Genomic DNA, 16,568 nt, shown 5'->3' with positions numbered 1-16,568 from the left:
CGTGAGGACCTCTTCGATGTTCAGCACTGTTCTGGTCGCGAACCGGGGCGAGATCGCGGTCCGGGTCATCCGCACCCTGCGGGAGCTCGGCATCCGTTCCGTGGCCGTCTTCAGCGACGCCGACGCGGACGCCCGGCACGTACGGGAGGCCGATACGGCCGTCCGGATCGGCCCGGCGGCGGCCGCCGAGAGCTACCTGTCGGTGGAGCGGCTGCTCGATGCCGCCCGGCGGACCGGCGCCGAGGCGGTCCACCCGGGCTACGGGTTCCTCGCGGAGAACGCGGCCTTCGCACAGGCCTGCGCGGACGCCGGGCTGGCCTTCATCGGGCCGCCGGCGAGCGCCATCTCCCTGATGGGCGACAAGATCCGCGCGAAGGAGACGGTCAGGGCGGCGGGCGTGCCCGTGGTCCCCGGCTCCTCCGGCAGCGGGCTGACCGACGCCGAACTCGTCGCGGCGGCCGAGGAGATCGGCATGCCGGTGCTGCTCAAGCCCTCGGCGGGCGGTGGCGGCAAGGGCATGCGGCTGGTGCGCGACGCGGCGGCGCTGGCCGAGGAGATCGCGGCGGCCCGGCGCGAGGCGAAGTCCTCCTTCGGCGACGACACCCTGCTCGTCGAACGGTGGGTGGACCGCCCCCGGCACATCGAGATCCAGGTCCTGGCGGACTCCCACGGGAACGTCGTCCACCTCGGCGAGCGCGAGTGCTCGCTCCAGCGGCGTCACCAGAAGGTGATCGAGGAGGCGCCGTCGGTCCTGCTGACGCCGGAGCTCCGGGCGTCGATGGGCGCGGCGGCCGTGGAGGCGGCGCGCTCCTGCGGGTACGTGGGCGCGGGCACCGTGGAGTTCATCGTCCCGGGCGGCGACCCCTCCTCGTACTACTTCATGGAGATGAACACCCGCCTCCAGGTGGAGCACCCGGTGACGGAGCTCATCACGGGCCTGGACCTGGTGGAGCTCCAGCTGCGGGTCGCCTCCGGCGAGGCTCTGCCCGTCGCCCAGGAAGGGATCCGGCTGACCGGGCACGCGATCGAGGCCCGCGTCTGCGCGGAGGACCCGGCGCGCGGCTTCCTGCCCTCCGGCGGTACGGTCCTGGCCCTGTCCGAGCCGGACGGCGGGGCGGTGCGCACCGACTCCGGCCTGACGGCGGGCGTGGCGGTGGGCTCGACGTACGACCCGATGCTGTCGAAGGTCATCGCGTACGGTCCCGACCGCGCGGCCGCCCTGCGGGTGCTGCGGGGCGCCCTCGCCGACACGGTGATCCTGGGCGTGCAGACCAACGCCGGTTTCCTGCGGAGGCTGCTGGCCCACCCGGACGTGGTCTCCGGCGACCTGGACACCGGTCTGGTGGAGCGCGACCTGCCGGCCCTCCTCCCGGAGGGGATCCCGGACGAGGTGTACGCCGCGGCAGCGCTGCTGGCGCAGCCGGTGCGACCGGAACGCGGCGGATGGGCCGACCCCTTCGACGCCGCCGACGGATGGCGCCTGGGAGGGACTCCGGCCTGGACGGTCCACCACTTCCGCCTCCCGGGAACGGACCCGGTGGCGGTCCGCACCCGTCCGGCGGGCGCGGACTTCGAGCTGCTCGTCCCCGACCCCGACGGGGCGCCTCCGGCGGCACCGGCGCGCGGCCGGATCGTGGCCCGCGCCGCCGGCGCCGTCACCGTCGAACTCGACGGGGTCACGCACCGGTTCAGCCACGCCGCCTCCCCGGAGGGGATCTGGCTCGGCCGTGACGGCGACTCCTGGCACGTCCAGGCGCACGACCCGGTGGCGGCTTCCCTGAGCGGCGCCGCGCGGGGCGGGGCCGACACCCTCGCCGCCCCCATGCCCGGCACCGTAACCGTCGTCAAGGTGGCCGTCGGCGAGAAGGTGGCGGCCGGTCAGAGCCTGCTCGTCGTCGAGGCCATGAAGATGGAGCACGTCATCTCCGCCCCGCACGCGGGCACGGTCACCGAGCTCGACGTGACCCCCGGCACCACCGTCGCGATGGACCAGGTCCTGGCCGTCGTCACCCCGGAGGAGGAGGGCGAATGACCGGCCTGCCCATGACCGTTCCCGCCGCCGGGCTCCCGGCCCGCGTGAGGATCCACGAGGTCGGCGCCCGCGACGGCCTCCAGAACGAGAAGACGGCCGTCCCCACGGAGGTGAAGGCGGAGTTCGTCCACCGCCTCGCCGCGGCCGGCCTCACCACCATCGAGGCCACCAGCTTCGTGCACCCCAAGTGGGTGCCCCAGCTCGCGGACGCCGAGCAGCTCTTCCCGCTGCTCGCCGACGTGGACGCCGCGCTGCCCGTGCTGGTCCCGAACGAGCGCGGGCTCGACCGCGCGCTCGCCCTCGGGGCCACCCGCATCGCGGTGTTCGGCTCGGCCACCGAGACGTTCGCCGCCCGCAACCTCAACCGCACGGTCGCCGAGTCCCTCGCCATGTTCGAGCCCGTCGTGGCCCGCGCCCGGCAGGAGAAGGCGCATGTGCGCGGCTACCTGTCCATGTGCTTCGGCGACCCCTGGGAGGGCCCCGTCCCGGTCCACCAGGTCGTCTCCGTGGCCAAGGCCCTCCTCGACCTCGGCTGCGACGAGCTGAGCCTCGGCGACACCATCGGCGTCGCCACCCCGGGCCACGTCCAGGCCCTGCTCGCCGCGCTGAACGAGACCGGGGTCGCGACCGACCGTATCGGCGTGCACTTCCACGACACCTACGGCCAGGCCCTGTCCAACACCCTCGCCGCCCTCCAGCACGGCGTGAGCACCGTCGACGCCTCCGCAGGCGGCCTCGGCGGATGCCCGTACGCGAAGAGCGCCACCGGCAACCTCGCCACCGAGGACCTGGTGTGGATGCTCGACGGTCTCGGCATCGAGACCGGGGTCGATCTGGCCGCCCTCACCGCCACGAGCGTGTGGATGGCCGAACAGCTGGGCCGGCCCAGCCCCTCCCGTACCGTCCGCGCCCTCTCCCACAAGGAGTAGTCACACCATGTCCCTCGACCACCGGCTCACCCCCGAGCACGAGGAACTCCGCCGTACCGTCGAGGCGTTCGCGCACGACGTCGTGGCGCCGAAGATCGGCGACCTGTACGAGCGCCACGAGTTCCCGTACGAGATCGTCGCCGAGATGGGCCGCATGGGCCTGTTCGGCCTGCCCTTCCCCGAGGAGTACGGCGGCATGGGCGGCGACTACCTCGCCCTCGGCATCGCCCTGGAGGAGCTGGCCCGCGTCGACTCCTCGGTCGCCATCACCCTGGAGGCCGGGGTCTCCCTCGGCGCCATGCCCCTCTACCTCTTCGGCACCGAGGAGCAGAAGCAGCAGTGGCTGCCGAGGATGTGCTCCGGGGAGATCCTGGGCGCCTTCGGCCTGACCGAGCCCGGCGCGGGCTCGGACGCGGGCGGCACCCGCACCACCGCCGTCCGCGACGGCGACGAGTGGGTGATCAACGGCTCGAAGTGCTTCATCACCAACTCCGGTACGGACATCACCGGTCTGGTCACCGTCACCGCCGTGACGGGCCGCAAGGCGGACGGCCGTCCGGAGATCTCCTCGATCATCGTCCCCTCCGGCACCCCGGGCTTCACGGTGGCCGCCCCGTACTCCAAGGTCGGCTGGAACGCCTCGGACACCCGTGAGCTGTCCTTCTCCGACGTACGGGTCCCGCTGGCCAACCTGGTGGGCGAGGAGGGCCGCGGCTACGCCCAGTTCCTGCGGATCCTCGACGAGGGCCGTATCGCCATCTCCGCGCTCGCCACGGGCCTGGCGCAGGGCTGTGTGGACGAGTCGGTGAAGTACGCCAAGGAGCGGCACGCCTTCGGCAGGGCGATCGGCGACAACCAGGCCGTCCAGTTCAAGCTGGCGGACATGGAGATGCGCGCGCACATGGCCCGGATCGGCTGGCGCGACGCGGCCTCCCGGCTGGTGGCGGGCGAGCCGTTCAAGAAGGAGGCGGCCATCGCCAAGCTGTACTCCTCGACGGTGGCCGTCGACAACGCCCGTGAGGCCACGCAGATCCACGGCGGCTACGGGTTCATGAACGAGTACCCGGTGGCCCGAATGTGGCGGGACTCCAAGATCCTGGAGATCGGCGAGGGCACGAGCGAGGTCCAGCGCATGCTCATCGCCCGCGAGCTGGGGTTCGCGGGCTAGTCGGGCGGGTTCTGCCGTACGAAGAAGGGGGCCCGAAAAACTTAGGGCCCCCTTACCATTTTCGGCCAAGGTTAGGCTAACCTTCGTTCCGAACGGCCCAGTGGCGGCCCGGTACGTACGAAAGCGGACATCGACATGCCCAAGTCCCGATCCACCCACCTCTCCCGCCGCGGTCTCATCGCGGCCGGCGGCGCCCTCGGCCTCGTCGCGGCGCTCACCGCGTGCGGCGGCTCCGACGCGGCGAAGGGTGACGGCGGGAAAGACAAGGGCGCCGCCGCTTCGGGCCCGTGGTCCTTCAAGGACGACCTCGGCAAGGACGTCACCGCCAAGTCCACGCCGAAGAACATCGTCGCCTTCACCGGCACGGCCGCCGCGCTCCACGACTACGGCATCCACGTCAAGGGCGTGTTCGGCCCGACCAAGACCGCCGACGGCAAGCCCGACGTGCAGGCCGGCTCGATGGACATCTCCAAGGTCGAGATCCTGGGCAACGTCTGGGGCGAGTTCAACGTCGAGAAGTTCGCGGCCCTCCAGCCCGACCTCCTCGTCACCAACACCTGGGACGGCACCCTCTGGTACGTCCCGGAGGAGTCCAAGGACAAGATCGCGGGCCTCGCCCCGGCCGCCGCCATCTCCGTGGGCGGCGACGCCACCCTCGACAAGGCGCTGGCCCGCACCGCGGACCTCGCCAAGTCGCTCGGCGCCGACATGAACGCCAAGACCACCGTGGACGCCAAGGCCCGCTTCGAGGCCGCCGCCGCGAAGGTCCGCGAGGCCACCAAGGCCAACCCGGGCATCAAGGTGCTCGTCGGTTCCGGCTCCCCGGACCTGTTCTACGCCTCCACCCCGAAGACCTCGGCCGACCTGAAGTACTTCGAGAGCCTGGGCGTCGAGTTCGCGATCCCGGAGAAGCTCGACGAGGGCGGCTTCTTCGAGAGCCTCAGCTGGGAGAACGCCGGCAAGTACAAGGCCGACGTCATCCTGCTCGACAACCGCACCGGCACCCTTCAGCCGAACGACCTGAAGGCCAAGCCGACCTGGGCCGAGCTGCCCGCGGTCAAGGCCAACCAGGTCATCCCGCGCGTGACCGAGCCGATCTACTCGTACGAGAAGTGCGCGCAGATCCTGGAGGACCTCGCCAAGTCCATCCAGAGCGCCAAGAAGGTCAGCTGACCCTCGGCTCCGGCTCGGGGCCCGCGCGGCCCCGAGCCCCGCACCGACTCCCAGGGGGGACTCACCGCATGACCGCCACCGCATCCGACGCCCCGGCGATCGCGCACTTCCGCTTCTTCGAGATGGAAGTGCTCCGTACGCGCCGCCTGGGGCACTCGTTCCTGCGGATCACGTTCGGCGGGGAGTCCCTCGCGGACTTCCGCTCGGGCGGCTACGACCAGAGCCTCTCGCTCTTCCTGCCGCCCGCGCACCGGGAACACACCGTGCTCCCGTCCACCGACGAGGACACCTGGTTCGGCGCGTGGCGCGCGATGGCCGACGAGGAGCGTCCGGTGATGCGCTCCTACACGGTGCGCGAGCAGCGCCGCACACCCGAGGGCGTGGACGAGGTCGACATCGACTTCGTCCTGCACGGGGACTCTTCACCCGCCTCCTTCTGGGCCGGGCGGGCCGTCACCGGCCGGCGGATCATGGCGATCGGCCCCGCCGTCGCCGAGAACAAGTCCGTACGCTTCCAGCCGCCGGCCGACGCCGACGCGCTCTACCTGTACGCGGACGAGACCGCGCTCCCCGCAGCCGCGGCGATCCTGGAGCGGCTCCCCGCCGGCACCCGGGTCCGGGGCTGGTTCGAGGTCCCGCACGAGGACGACCGGCTCGCGCTGTCGACGCTCGCGGACGCGGACATCACCTGGGTCGTACGGGAGGCCGGCCCCGGCCGGGAGCGCACCGAGCGACTGCTCGACGTGGTCCGGGCGGCCGAACCGCCCGCGGCCGAAGCCCCGTACGTCTGGCTGGCCGGCGAGGCGGGCACGATCCGGGCGGTGCGCCGGCACTTCGTGCAGGAACGTTCCATCGACCGCCGCTCCGTACGCTTCACCGGCTACTGGCGGCTCGGCGCGAGCGAGGAGGAGCTCCTCGCCGAGGCGTACGCCGGCAAGGCTCCGAGTGAGGACCCCGGCTCCGCGCTGTAGTCCCCCGCCGCAGTCCCGCGCTGTAGCTCCAAGCTGCCTTCACCACAGGACCGCTCAAGAGATGGGCCCCGGCTTTCGGCCGGGGCCCATCTCCATTTGGCGTGAAGGTTAGGTTAGGCTAACCTAAGCCTCGCACCCCCACCCCCACCCACCCCACCTCTCCCTGCCCGGAGGACAGTTGATGCGCCAGCATCTGCTCAACGAGACGACCGCGGACCTCTACCGGCGTTCGGTCACCGAGGGCGTCGAGCGTGTTGCCGCGAAACTCGCCGCCACGCAGCGGCCGCACACCGGCATATCCGTCGACGAACTCGCCCCTGTCATCTCCGGGATCGACCTGGACCGGCCGCTCGAAGACCCCGCTGCCGTCCTCGACGAGCTGGAAGAGGTGTACCTGCGCGACGCGGTGTACTTCCACCACCCGCGCTACCTCGGCCACCTCAACTGCCCGGTCGTCATCCCCGCGGTGCTCGGCGAGGCCGTCCTCTCGGCCGTCAACTCCTCCCTCGACACCTGGGACCAGTCGATCGGCGGCACGCTCATCGAGCGCCGCCTCATCGACTGGACCGCCCAGCGCATCGGCCTCGGCCCCGCCGCGGACGGCATCTTCACCTCCGGCGGCAGCCAGTCCAACTTCCACGCGCTCCTCCTCGCCCGTGACGAGGCCTGCCGCATCGTGATGAAGAAGGAGCTGGACGCGGGCCGCGAGCTCACCAAGGCCGAGCTCCTCCCGAAGCTGCGCATCTTCACCTCCGAGGCCAGCCACTTCAGCGTGAAGAAGTCGGCCGCCATGCTCGGACTCGGCTACGAGGCCGTCATCGCGGTCCCGGTCGACCGCAACCGCCGCATGGACACCGCCGTGCTCGCCCTGGAACTGGAGGAGTGCGCCACCGAGGGCCTCTTCCCGATGGCCGTCGTCGCCACCGCCGGCACCACCGACTTCGGGTCCATCGACCCGCTCCCCGAGATCGCCCGCCTGGCCGACGAGCACTCCGCCTGGATGCACGTGGACGCCGCGTACGGCTGCGGACTGCTGGTCTCCCCCACCCGCCGGCACCTCCTCGACGGCATCGAGCGCGCCGACTCGGTCACGGTCGACTACCACAAGTCCTTCTTCCAGCCCGTCAGCTCCAGCGCGATGCTGGTCCGGGACCGCGACACCCTCAAGCACGCCACGTACCACGCGGACTACCTCAACCCGCGCCGGATGGCCGAGGAGCGGATCCCCAACCAGGTGGACAAGTCCATCCAGACCACGCGCCGCTTCGACGCGCTCAAGCTCTGGATGACCCTGCGCGTCATGGGCGCCGACGGCATCGGCTCGCTCTTCGACGAGGTCATCGACCTGGCCGCCGCCGGCTGGGACCTCATCGACGCCGACCCGCGCTACGAGGTCGTCGTCAAGCCCCAGATCTCCACGCTGGTGTTCCGCTACGTGCCCGAGGGCGAGGTCCGCGCAGACCTGGTCGACGAGGCCAACCTGCACGCCCGCAAGGCGCTGTTCGCCTCGGGCGAGGCGGTCGTCGCCGGCACCAAGGTGGACGAGAAGCAGTACCTGAAGTTCACCCTCCTCAACCCGCAGACCACGACGGCCGACATCACGGCCGTCCTCGACCTTCTCGCCGCACACGCCGAGCAGTTCCTGGGAGAATCCCTTGCCGTCCACCACTGAGCCCCACGACTTCATCGGCATCGGCCTCGGCCCGTTCAACCTGGGACTCGCCTGCCTGACCGCGCCGATCGACGAGCTCGACGGGCTGTTCATCGAGTCGAAGCCGCACTTCGAGTGGCACGCCGGGATGTTCCTGGACGGCGCGCACCTGCAGACGCCGTTCATGTCGGACCTGGTCACCCTCGCCGACCCGACCTCGCCCTTCTCCTTCCTGAACTACCTGAAGGACAAGGACCGGCTGTACTCCTTCTACATCCGGGAGAACTTCTACCCGCTGCGGGCCGAGTACAACGACTACTGCCGCTGGGCCGCCGACCGCCTCGACAACGTCCTGTACTCCACCTCCGTCACCGAGGTCACCTATGACGAGCGGGCGGGCCTGTACGAGGTCCACACGGACCAGGGTCAGACCCACCGGGCGCGCCGCCTGGTCCTGGGCACCGGCACCCCGCCCTTCGTCCCCGAGGCGTGCGCGAACGTGGGCGGCGACCTCACCCACAACTCCGCCTACATGCAGAACAAGGCGGAGCTCCAGCGCAAGAAGTCGATCACGCTGGTCGGCTCCGGCCAGAGCGCGGCGGAGATCTACTACGACCTCCTGTCGGAGATCGACGTCCACGGCTACCAGCTCAACTGGGTCACCCGCTCCCCGCGGTTCTTCCCGCTGGAGTACACCAAGCTGACGCTGGAGATGACCTCCCCGGAATACGTGGACTACTTCCACGCCCTCCCCGAGGACACCCGCTACCGCCTGGAGACCCAGCAGAAGAACCTCTTCAAGGGCATCGACGGCGAGCTGATCAACGCGATCTTCGACCTGCTCTACCAGAAGAAGATCAGCAGCCCGGGCCCCGTCCCGACCACCCTGCTGACCAACACCTCGCTGAACTCCGCGGCGTACGACACCACCACGGGTGCCTACACCCTGGGGCTGCGCCAGGAGGAGCAGGAGCGCGACTTCTCGCTGACCACCGAGGGCCTGGTCCTGGCCACCGGCTACAAGTACAGCGTCCCCGGGTTCCTGGACCCGGTGCGCGACCGGCTGAACTTCGACAGCCACGGGCGCCCCGACGCCGCCCGCAACTACAGCATCGACACCACCGGCCGCGGCGTGTTCCTCCAGAACGGCACGGTCCACAACCACTCCATCACCTCGCCCGACCTGGGCATGGCCGCGTACCGCAACGCGTACATCATCGGAGAGCTCCTCGGCCGCGAGTACTACAAGGTCGAGAAGTCCATCGCGTTCCAGCAGTTCGCGGCCCCGGAAGGCACCCTCGCATGAGCACCACCGAAACCCTCTTCACCCACACCGACGCGGCCCTCGGCGAATTCGCCGTACGCCCGCTGGACCCCTTCGCCGACGCGGAGATGCTCCACGGCTGGGTCACGCACCCCAAGGCCGCGTTCTGGATGATGCAGGACGCCTCGCTGCCCGACGTCGAGCGCGAGTACATGAAGATCTGCGCCGCCGAGCACCACGACGCCTTCATCGGCCTGCGCGACGGCCTGCCGGTCTTCCTGATGGAGCGCTACGACCCGAGCGAGCTCGAACTGGTCGGCCTCTACGATGCCCGGCCCGGCGACGTCGGCATGCACTTCCTCGTCGCGCCGAGCGACCAGCCCGTCAGCGGCTTCACCCGCGCGGTGATCACCACGGTGATGGCGGCGCTGTTCGCCGACCCCGCCACCGAGCGCGTCGTCGTCGAGCCGGACGTCCGCAACACCGCCGTGCACGCCCTGAACGAGGCCGTCGGCTTCGTCCCCGACGGCCCGGTCCAGAAGCCCGAGAAGGTCGCCCTGCTCAGCTTCTGCACGCGTGCCCAGTTCGAGGCCGCCACCGGCATCGCGACGGGGGTCTCGATATGAGCCTCGCCGACGCCGTCTCCCACCTCTCCCCCGAGCTGTGGGCCCGCGCGAACCGCGCGCTGGTCCGCAAGGCCCTGTCGGAGTTCTCCCACGAGCGCCTGCTCACCCCGAAGCCGCTCGGCGAGGACCGCTACTCGGTCGCCAGCGACGACGGCACGGTGGAGTACCGCTTCACGGCCGTGCTGCACGCCCTGGACCACTGGTCGGTGGACGAGTCGTCCGTCACCCGCCACCGGGATGGCGCCGAGCTGCCGCTGGACGCCCTCGACTTCCACATCGAGCTGCGCGAGGCCCTGGGCCTGAGCGCGGAGGTCCTGCCGGTCTACCTGGAGGAGATCTCCTCCACCCTGGCCGGCACGGGCTACAAGTACACGAAGCCGCAGATCCCCTCTTCGGTCCTGGCGAAGTCCTCCTTCCAGGACATCGAGACCGGCATGACCGAGGGCCACCCCTGCTTCGTGGCGAACAACGGCCGCCTCGGCTTCGGCGTGCACGAGTACCTCTCGTACGCCCCGGAGACGGCGAGCCCGGTCCACCTGGTGTGGGTGGCGGCCCGCAAGGACGTCTCCACCTTCACGGCGGGCGCGGGCCTGGACCACGACTCCTTCATCCGCGGGGAGCTCGGCGAGGCCGCCCTCACGGGCTTCTCCGCGAAGATGGCCTCCCTCGGCCTCGACCTGGCGGACTACCACCTGCTGCCGGTCCACCCATGGCAGTGGTGGAACAAGACCGCGGTCACCTTCGCCGCCGAGATCGCCAACCGCCGCCTCGTCCTGCTGGGCGAGGGCGAGGACGCGTACCTCGCACAGCAGTCGATCCGTACGTTCTTCAACACGACCACGCCGACGAAGCACTACGTGAAGACGGCCATCTCCGTCCTCAACATGGGCTTCATGCGGGGCCTGTCGGCCGCCTACATGGAGGCCACGCCCGCCATCAACGACTGGCTCCACCAGCTGATCGAGGGCGACGAGGTCCTGCGGTCGGTGGACTTCTCGATCATCCGCGAGCGCGCGGCGATCGGCTATCACCACCGCCAGTACGAGCGCGCCACGGACCGCTACTCCCCCTACCGCAAGATGCTCGCCGCCCTGTGGCGCGAGTCCCCGGTGGAGTCGCTGAGCGGGGACGAGCGCCTCGCGACGATGGCCTCGCTCCTCCACGTGGACTCGGAGGGCAACTCCTTCGTCGGCGCGCTGATCGCGGAGTCCGGCCTGACCCCGGCCGAGTGGCTGAAGCCGTACCTGAGGGCGTACCTGCTGCCCCTCCTGCACTGCTTCTACCAGTACGACCTCGCGTACATGCCGCACGGCGAGAACACGATCCTCGTCATCGAGAACGGCGTGGTGAAGCGGGCGATCTTCAAGGACATCGCCGAGGAGATCGTCGTCATGGACCCGGACGCGGTCCTGCCGCCCGCGGTCGAGCGGGTCCGGGCGGACATCCCGGAGGACATGAAGCTGCTGTCCGTCTTCACGGACGTCTTCGACTGCTTCTTCCGCTTCCTCGGCTCGATCCTGGTGACCGAGGGCATCTGCGAGGAGTCGACCTTCTGGCAGGCGGTGGCGGACTGCGCCCACGACTACCAGGACTCGATCCCCGCGCTGGCGGACCGCTTCGCCCGCTACGACCTGTTCGCCGAGGAGTTCCAGCTGTCCTGCCTCAACCGGCTCCAGCTGCGGAACAACAAGCAGATGGTCGACCTCGCCGACCCCGCCGCGGCCCTCCAGCTGATCGGCACCCTCAAGAACCCCGTCGCGCCCTTCGCGCGGCGGTAGCAAGAAGCGCGGGCGGTCCCCGTCCCGGTCCCTCGGGGGCCGCCCGCACCTCTTCGCCCGGTCGCTACCCGCTACCCCCAGGGCACGTCCGGGGCCCGGTGGTAGTTCACGTCCTGCGCGTCCAGCCGCGGCCCCTGCGCCGCCAGCCGCTGGCGGTACGCCTCCCAGCGGTGCGACCCGGCCGGGGACCAGCCCAGTTCCGCCAGGCCCAGGACCCTGGGGAAGGCCATGTACTCCAGGTCCGGACGGGTCCCGATCGTCTCCGTCCACAGCGGTGCCTCGACGCCGAGTACGGCCGCCTCCGCGACACCGGGCAGGTAGGCGCCCGGGTTCCAGTCGTAGGCCCGCCGGACCGGGACGTACCCCGCCCAGGCCAGCCCGGGCTTCGTCGCCGCGTCGTACTTCATGTCCAGGTACAGCCGGTCCGCCGGCGACAGGATCAGCCGGTGTCCCGCCTTCGCCGCCGCGGCCACCGCCGCCTTCTCGGGCGCCGCCGTCCGGTCGTGGCCCCAGTACTGCAGCACCGCGCCCTCGGCCGGCCGCGCCGTGGCCAGCTGGTGCCAGGCGACCACCGTCTTCCCGTGCTTGCCCACCACCTCCTGGGCCCGGTCCATGAAGGCCGCGTAGTCCGCCGCGGGCGTCGAGTGCGCCTCGTCGCCGCCGATGTGGAGGTAGCGGCCGGGGGTGAGCTCCGCGACCTCGCCGAGCACCTCGTCGATGAACTCGTACGTCCGCTCCTTCGCCACGCACAGCGAGCTGAAGCCGACCTTGATCCCGGTGTAGCGCTCGCGCGCCTTGCCGTCGCAGTTCAGGTCCGCGTAGGAGGCCTGCGCCGCGTTCACGTGCCCCGGCATGTCGATCTCGGGCACCACGTCCACGTACCGCTCCCCGGCGTATTCGACCAGGGACCGGTACTCGTCCTTCGTCCAGTACCCGCCGGCCCCGCCGCCGACCTCGCTGGCGCCGCCGTACTCGGCGAGCCGCGGCCAGCCGTCGATCGCGAGGCGCCAGCCCTGGTCGTCGGTCAGGTGCACGTGCAGGGTGTTGACCTTGTACTGGGCGAGCTGGTCGACGTACCGCTTGACCTGCTCCACCGAGAAGAAGTGCCGCGCCACGTCGACCATCACGCCCCGGTAGGCGAAGCGCGGCGCGTCGGTGACGGTCCCGCCGGGCACCGTCCCCCGCCCGGCCACCGGCAGGAGTTGGCGCAGCGTCTGGCCCGCGTGGAAGAGCCCGGCCGGCGTGCGTGCGGTGAGGGTGACCCCGGTCGGGCCGGACTCCAGCCGGTAGCCCTCGTCCCCGACGCCCTCGGCCTCCTCGTCGAGCCGCAGCCGGACCCCGTCCCCCTCCGCCCCGTCGACCACGGGCAGCGGGAGCCCGCTGGGGCCCCTCAGCTGCTCCGCGAGCAGCTCGCCGATCTGCCGGACCTCCTCGTCCTCGCCCGGGCCGGTACGGATCACCGTGCCCGGCCCGAAGGCGTACCCGGGGCCTTCGGCGCGGGCGGAGACCGGCGCCGGCAGGAGCCGTTCGTACGGGGCGAGGACGGCGGGCCGTTCGCCGCCGGGTTTCGCGTCGTCGCCGCGGGCGGCGGTGCAGGCCGTGGCGAAGGCGGGGACGGTACTGAGGACGAGGAGGGCGCCGAGCGTGCGTCGCAGGACTCTCATGCGCCCAGGTATAGGGCAACGCGCGGCCAACTCACCCGTCCGGGCCGATGCGAGAATCGCGGGATGGCGGAAATCATCCAGAAGGACGGCACGTGGACCTTCGACGGGGACACGGTGCGCATCGTGCCGGGCCGCGACAAGGGGGTGGGGCTGCTGCGCCAGACCCTGGGCGAAGTGGCCGTCCCCCTGCGGGCGCTGGCGGGTATCAGCTACGAACCGGGGCGCAAGGCGGGCCGGTTGCGGCTGCGGCTGCGTGACGGGGCCGACCCCCTCCTCCAGGTCACGGCGGGGCGGCTGCCCGAGGCCTCCGATCCGTACCGGCTGGCGGTGGACTCGGACCGGGCCGGGGTCGCGGAGTACTTCGTGGACGAGGTGCGCAACGCCCTGCTGCTGGACCAGGTGGACCCCGGCCCGTCGGATTCCTACCTCCTGCCTGGTCCGGCCGTGCCGATCACGGTGGGCGCGGGCGACGGGACGGTGGCCTTCGACGGGGACCGGGTGGCCCTGGAGTGGAACTGGACGACGGAGGAGGCCAAGCGCTCCGGCGGGCCGCGCGAATTCCGGCTCGCGGACGTGCGGGCAGTGGAGTGGTACCCGTCGCGGGGGCTGGAGAACGGGTGGATCCGCTTCACCCTGGCGGGCGCCCCGGCGTCCTCGCCCCCGCCGAAGTACGACCCGTGCGCGGTGGAGCTGTTCGGCTTCAAGAAGGACCCGCTGATGGCGCTGGTCGCGGCGGCCGTGGCGCTGCGGATGCCCCACCCGGCGGCAGCTGCGGCGGCGGAGCCCGCGCCGGCCCTCGCGCCCGCTGCTGCGGCCCCCGCGCTCCCGACCGCGCCGGCGCCCGGGGCGCCGTCGGGCGCCGGCCCTGCGGCGGAGCCCGTGGACCACGACGCCCTGCTGCGGCGGCTGCGCGAGCTCGGTGAGCTGCACCAGGCGGGGGTCCTGACCGCCGAGGAGTTCAGTACGGCCAAGGCGGCGATTTTGGGTCGTTTCTGATCAAGCTTGACCGGAATTAACCATTCCTCTGGTCCAGACCAGCGAGATCCTGCCCGAAATCGGGCAGGATCTTTGCGTTCCTGGCCGCGGACCGTCAGTATCGACGGATGCTCGACCGCCGCCCGTCGCATGACGATCTTGTGGACCACCTGGTTCGGACCACCTCGCTCCAGCGGGGTGAAGCCGCCCGGGTGGTGCTCGACGTGCTCGCGTACTTCGACGAGAAGACCGAGGACTTCGTCCGCCGCCGCCACCGCGAACTGCAGTCCGGCGGCGCGGTCAACACCGAGATCTTCGAGCGGATCGCGGCGGAACTGCCGCACCGCGCCGTGGCGCCCCCGGAGCTCTCGCTCCGGCAGTTGCGCCGCATCGTTTACGGCTGACCCGACCCGGCCCGGCCCGATCGGCCGGGCTCCGGCGGACGAGAACAGACGAACCTCAGGAGGGGTATCACCTTATGTGCGGAATCGTGGGTTACATCGGCAAGCGCGACGTGGCTCCGCTGCTGCTGGAAGGCCTGCAGCGGCTGGAGTACCGCGGGTACGACTCCGCGGGCATCGTCGTCAACAGCCCGAAGTCCGGCGCGCTCAAGATGGTCAAGGCCAAGGGCCGCGTCCGCGACCTGGAGGCCCGCGTCCCCAAGCGGTTCGCCGGCACCACCGGCATCGCGCACACCCGCTGGGCCACCCACGGCGCCCCGAGCGACATCAACTCGCACCCGCACCTCGACCCCGAGAACAAGGTCGCCGTCGTCCACAACGGCATCGTCGACAACGCCTCCGAGCTGCGCGCCAAGCTGGAGGCCGACGGGGTCGTCTTCGTCTCCGAGACCGACACCGAGGTCATCACCCACCTGATCGCCCGCTCCCAGGCCGACACCCTGGAGGAGAAGGTCCGCGAGGCCCTCAAGGTGATCGACGGCACCTACGGCATCGCCGTCATGCACGCCGACTTCGCCGACCGCGTCGTCGTCGCGCGCAACGGCTCCCCGGTCGTCCTCGGCATCGGCGAGAAGGAGATGTTCGTCGCCTCTGACGTCGCCGCGCTGATCGCCCACACCCGCCAGGTCGTCACCCTCGACGACGGCGAGATGGCCACCATCAAGGCCGACGACTTCCGCACCTACACCACCAGCGGTACGACTACCAACTCCACCCCGGAGACCGTGGAGTGGGAGGCCGCCTCCTACGACATGGGCGGCCACGACACGTACATGCACAAGGAGATCTCCGAGCAGCCCGACGCGGTCGACCGCGTGCTGCGCGGCCGGATCGACGACCGCTTCAACACCGTGCACCTGGGCGGCCTGAACCTGGACCCGCGCGAGGCGCGCGGTATCCGCCGGGTCAAGATCCTGGGCTGCGGCACCTCGTACCACGCGGGTCTGATCGGCGCCGGCCTCATCGAGGGCATGGCCCGCATCCCCGCGGACGCCGAGCCGGCCTCCGAGTTCCGCTACCGCAACCCGGTCGTGGACCCCGACACCCTCTACATCGCGGTCTCCCAGTCCGGTGAGACGTACGACGTGCTCGCGGCCGTCCAGGAGCTCAAGCGCAAGGGCGCCCGCGTCCTCGGCGTGGTCAACGTCGTCGGCTCCGTCATCGCCCGCGAGGCCGACGGCGGCGTGTACGTGCACGCCGGCCCCGAGGTCTGCGTCGTCTCCACCAAGTGCTTCACCAACACGGTCGTGGCCTTCGCGCTGCTGGCCGTGCACCTGGGCCGGATCCGGGACCTCTCGGTCACCGACGGCAAGCGGATCATCGAGGGCCTGCGCAAGCTGCCCGCTCAGATCCAGGAGATCCTCGACGGCGAGGAGGACATCAAGAAGCTGGCGGCCGAGTACGCCGAGGCGAAGTCGATGATGTTCATCGGCCGGGTGCGCGGCTACCCGGTGGCCCTGGAGGCCTCCCTGAAGCTGAAGGAGATCTCCTACATCCACGCCGAGGCCTACCCGGCCTCCGAGCTCAAGCACGGCCCGCTCGCGCTCATCGAGCCGGCGATGCCGACGGTCGCGATCGTCCCGGACGACGACCTGCTGGAGAAGAACCGCGCGGCGCTGGAGGAGATCAAGGCCCGCAGCGGCCGGATCCTGGCGGTGGCCCACCGCGAGCAGGAGAAGGCCGACCACACGATCATCGTGCCCAAGAACGAGGACGAGCTGGACCCGATCCTGATGGGCATCCCGCTCCAGCTGCTGGCGTACCACACGGCCCTGGCCATGGGCCGGGACATCGACAAGCCGCGCAACCTGGCGAAGTCGGTCACGGTCGAGTAGACCGGGCGGACCGCACCGCACGACAGAACGGCCCCCGGGGA

The 16,568-nt window shown here is 71.0% G+C and carries 13 protein-coding genes; 12 read left to right on the top strand and 1 reads right to left on the bottom strand.

What is annotated here, in order from left to right; translation table 11 throughout:
- Positions 1 to 16: 16 nt before the first annotated feature.
- From ACZ7GJ_RS22255 to ACZ7GJ_RS22215, 9 genes are all read left to right on the top strand, one after another.
- Positions 17 to 2,032: an acetyl/propionyl/methylcrotonyl-CoA carboxylase subunit alpha gene (locus tag ACZ7GJ_RS22255; RefSeq protein WP_470754032.1), complete on the top strand. Its 2,016-nt coding sequence runs from the start codon at positions 17 to 19 to the stop codon at positions 2,030 to 2,032.
- Positions 2,029 to 2,961 (top strand): hydroxymethylglutaryl-CoA lyase, encoded by a 933-nt coding sequence (locus tag ACZ7GJ_RS22250; protein WP_470754031.1) that lies wholly within the window; start codon positions 2,029 to 2,031, stop codon positions 2,959 to 2,961. Before ACZ7GJ_RS22255 ends, ACZ7GJ_RS22250 begins: the two co-directional genes overlap by 4 nt.
- Positions 2,962 to 2,968: 7 nt before the next feature.
- A complete protein-coding gene (locus ACZ7GJ_RS22245) occupies positions 2,969 to 4,129 on the top strand; it encodes an acyl-CoA dehydrogenase family protein (RefSeq protein WP_470754029.1) in 1,161 nt (386 codons plus the stop codon).
- Positions 4,130 to 4,264: 135 nt separating this feature from the next.
- Positions 4,265 to 5,302: an ABC transporter substrate-binding protein gene (locus tag ACZ7GJ_RS22240; RefSeq protein ID WP_470754027.1), complete on the top strand. Its 1,038-nt coding sequence runs from the start codon at positions 4,265 to 4,267 to the stop codon at positions 5,300 to 5,302.
- Positions 5,303 to 5,370: 68 nt separating this feature from the next.
- Complete coding sequence (locus ACZ7GJ_RS22235; protein ID WP_470754025.1) at positions 5,371 to 6,273, top strand: siderophore-interacting protein; 903 nt, start codon at positions 5,371 to 5,373, stop codon at positions 6,271 to 6,273.
- A gap of 181 nt (positions 6,274 to 6,454) precedes the next feature.
- Entirely contained in the window at positions 6,455 to 7,945 is a 1,491-nt protein-coding gene (locus ACZ7GJ_RS22230) for a pyridoxal phosphate-dependent decarboxylase family protein (RefSeq protein ID WP_470754022.1), read from the top strand.
- Positions 7,929 to 9,230: a lysine N(6)-hydroxylase/L-ornithine N(5)-oxygenase family protein gene (locus ACZ7GJ_RS22225; RefSeq protein WP_470754020.1), complete on the top strand. Its 1,302-nt coding sequence runs from the start codon at positions 7,929 to 7,931 to the stop codon at positions 9,228 to 9,230. Before ACZ7GJ_RS22230 ends, ACZ7GJ_RS22225 begins: the two co-directional genes overlap by 17 nt.
- A complete protein-coding gene (locus ACZ7GJ_RS22220; protein WP_470754017.1) occupies positions 9,227 to 9,814 on the top strand; it encodes a GNAT family N-acetyltransferase in 588 nt (195 codons plus the stop codon). Before ACZ7GJ_RS22225 ends, ACZ7GJ_RS22220 begins: the two co-directional genes overlap by 4 nt.
- Positions 9,811 to 11,592, top strand: coding sequence for an IucA/IucC family protein (locus ACZ7GJ_RS22215; RefSeq protein WP_470754015.1), 1,782 nt, complete (start codon positions 9,811 to 9,813; stop codon positions 11,590 to 11,592). The genes ACZ7GJ_RS22220 and ACZ7GJ_RS22215 overlap by 4 nt, the downstream gene beginning before the upstream one ends.
- A gap of 71 nt (positions 11,593 to 11,663) precedes the next feature.
- On the opposite strand, the gene ACZ7GJ_RS22210 is transcribed toward ACZ7GJ_RS22215, so the two are convergent.
- The gene (locus ACZ7GJ_RS22210; protein WP_470754012.1) at positions 11,664 to 13,256 is read right to left on the bottom strand and encodes a beta-N-acetylhexosaminidase; all 1,593 of its coding nucleotides are present in this window, start codon (positions 13,254 to 13,256) and stop codon (positions 11,664 to 11,666) included.
- Positions 13,257 to 13,319: 63 nt separating this feature from the next.
- On the opposite strand from ACZ7GJ_RS22210, the gene ACZ7GJ_RS22205 reads away from it, so the two are divergent.
- From ACZ7GJ_RS22205 to glmS, 3 genes are all read left to right on the top strand, one after another.
- Positions 13,320 to 14,252, top strand: coding sequence for a DUF4429 domain-containing protein (locus ACZ7GJ_RS22205; protein ID WP_470754010.1), 933 nt, complete (start codon positions 13,320 to 13,322; stop codon positions 14,250 to 14,252).
- A 107-nt stretch (positions 14,253 to 14,359) separates the two neighbouring features.
- The gene (locus ACZ7GJ_RS22200) at positions 14,360 to 14,635 is read left to right on the top strand and encodes a hypothetical protein (RefSeq protein WP_385220695.1); all 276 of its coding nucleotides are present in this window, start codon (positions 14,360 to 14,362) and stop codon (positions 14,633 to 14,635) included.
- A gap of 74 nt (positions 14,636 to 14,709) precedes the next feature.
- Entirely contained in the window at positions 14,710 to 16,527 is a 1,818-nt protein-coding gene (gene glmS / locus ACZ7GJ_RS22195; RefSeq protein WP_470754007.1) for a glutamine--fructose-6-phosphate transaminase (isomerizing), read from the top strand.
- Positions 16,528 to 16,568 lie beyond the last annotated feature (41 nt).

Source organism: Streptomyces sp. NPDC037242, from assembly GCF_055604165.1.
This window is presented reverse-complemented; position numbering and strand designations above follow the sequence as displayed.